Source organism: Shewanella sp. 11B5 (assembly GCF_002836795.1).
Taxonomy (GTDB): domain Bacteria; phylum Pseudomonadota; class Gammaproteobacteria; order Enterobacterales; family Shewanellaceae; genus Shewanella; species Shewanella frigidimarina.
In genome coordinates this window covers 1-1,636 of record NZ_PJAP01000824.1, presented here as the reverse complement: position 1 = coordinate 1,636, position 1,636 = coordinate 1, and the positions used below count along the sequence as shown (strand labels likewise).

At 40.1% G+C, this 1,636-nt stretch carries 1 protein-coding gene and 1 pseudogene; one reads left to right on the top strand and one right to left on the bottom strand.

The genetic code is table 11. The annotated features are described in order from the left end of the window. The coding region (locus CXF78_RS16830; protein WP_145991522.1) for an acetyl-coenzyme A synthetase N-terminal domain-containing protein at positions 1-375 on the bottom strand (375 nt) is incomplete at its 3' end. A 256-nt stretch (positions 376-631) separates the two neighbouring features. Here CXF78_RS16830 and CXF78_RS16825 point away from each other — a divergent pair. Continuing rightward, positions 632-1,636, top strand: a pseudogene (locus CXF78_RS16825) (hybrid sensor histidine kinase/response regulator); the annotation flags it as partial.

The following is a 1,636-nucleotide window of genomic DNA, read 5'->3' as shown; positions in this document are numbered from 1 at the left end:
ACGTAGCGCATTGGCAAACTTACACACTTGTGTGTGTAGCTCTGCGTAAGTTAATTTGCGTTGTTCGTTGGCGTCATCGCCTTCCCAAATAATGGCAAGCTTATCGCCGTGTTCTTCAAGGTGACGATCTAAACAATTGGCCGAGGCATTGAGCGTGCCATCATAAAACCAATTAATCGAAAGATTATGATCATCAAAAGACGTTTTCTTAATTTTGGTATAAGGTTTAATCCAATCAATACGTTTGCCGTGTTCTCTCCAGAAACCTTCTGGATTAATAATGGACTCCTGGTACATTTTCTTATATTGATCGTTATTAACCAGTGCGTTTTCTGCAATGTCACTAGGAACTTTGTAAAGAGACTGCGGGGTCATGGGGCTTCCCTTTCTAAAAATGGCGTGGTTAAAGTATCATCTGCAACGGGTTGTTTGCACTATTAGACCTTGGTCTAGTTTTAAAATATCCTTAATATTTAGTCTGTTGCACGTGTTAATATGGTAATGGTTGCTGCAGATTTGGTCGATTATTTATATCGATTCTCTTATGCAGGTTGTTTTCTGCTCAATACATGATGTTTTAGATGAAAATAAAACAGATTTTTAATAATAATAAAGTGATAGCGGACGTTTCATGAACTTAACCTTAATCGTTGCCGTGATTGCGGTATGTTATGTGTCATTGCTGTTTATTTTGGCATGGGGTGCCGAGCGGTGGTTTAGTAAAATAAACCAAAAAGCTCAAGTATGGATTTATGGGCTCAGCTTAGCGGTGTATTGCTCATCATGGAGTTTTTTAGGCACAGTAGGTCAGTCTGCCAATGATTTATGGTCATTTCTACCTATTTTTGTCGGCCCAATATTAGTGTTTACTCTTGGGTTTGGCATGTTACGAAAAATGGTTGTGGTGTCTAAAGCACAAAACATTACTTCAGTTGCCGACTTTATTGCTGCTCGTTATGGCAAGTCACAGTTATTAGCCGCTTTAGTCACGCTTATTGCATTGTTTGGCATCATGCCTTATATCGCACTACAGCTTAAAGCAATGGTGTTTAGCCTTAACTTATTTCAACCTGATGATACCCCCTTGAGCCCAGTGGCGGTGCCATTATTGATCACCATGTTACTGGCCATTTTTGCCATTTTATTTGGTACGCGTAAATTAGATGCGACTGAACATAATCCTGGAATGATGGTCGCAATTGCGTTTGAGTCATTGGTTAAACTTGCGGCATTTATCTCAGTCGGTGTGGTGATTAGTTTTGGTGTTTTTGATGGCTTTGGCGATATTTGGCAGCAGGCATCAGATAAAGCATTAATCGAAAATAGTCACATTCGTTTAGAGTCGTTTCTCCCTGAACTATTTGTTGGTATGGCAGCGTTTTTGTGTATGCCAAGGCAGTTCCATGTGATGGTGGTTGAATGTGGCGGTGAGCATATTTTAAAGAAATCTCGCTGGATATTTCCGATTTATTTAGCCTTATTTGGCATGTTTGTCGCGCCATTGGCATTAGCCGGTAAAATTATTCTGGGTGATTCGGTATCTGCTGATACTTATGTTATTAATTTGCCTTTGGCACTAGACCAACCGATATTAGCGGTTGTAGCCTTGTTAGGTAGTTTGTCTGCGGCAACTGGA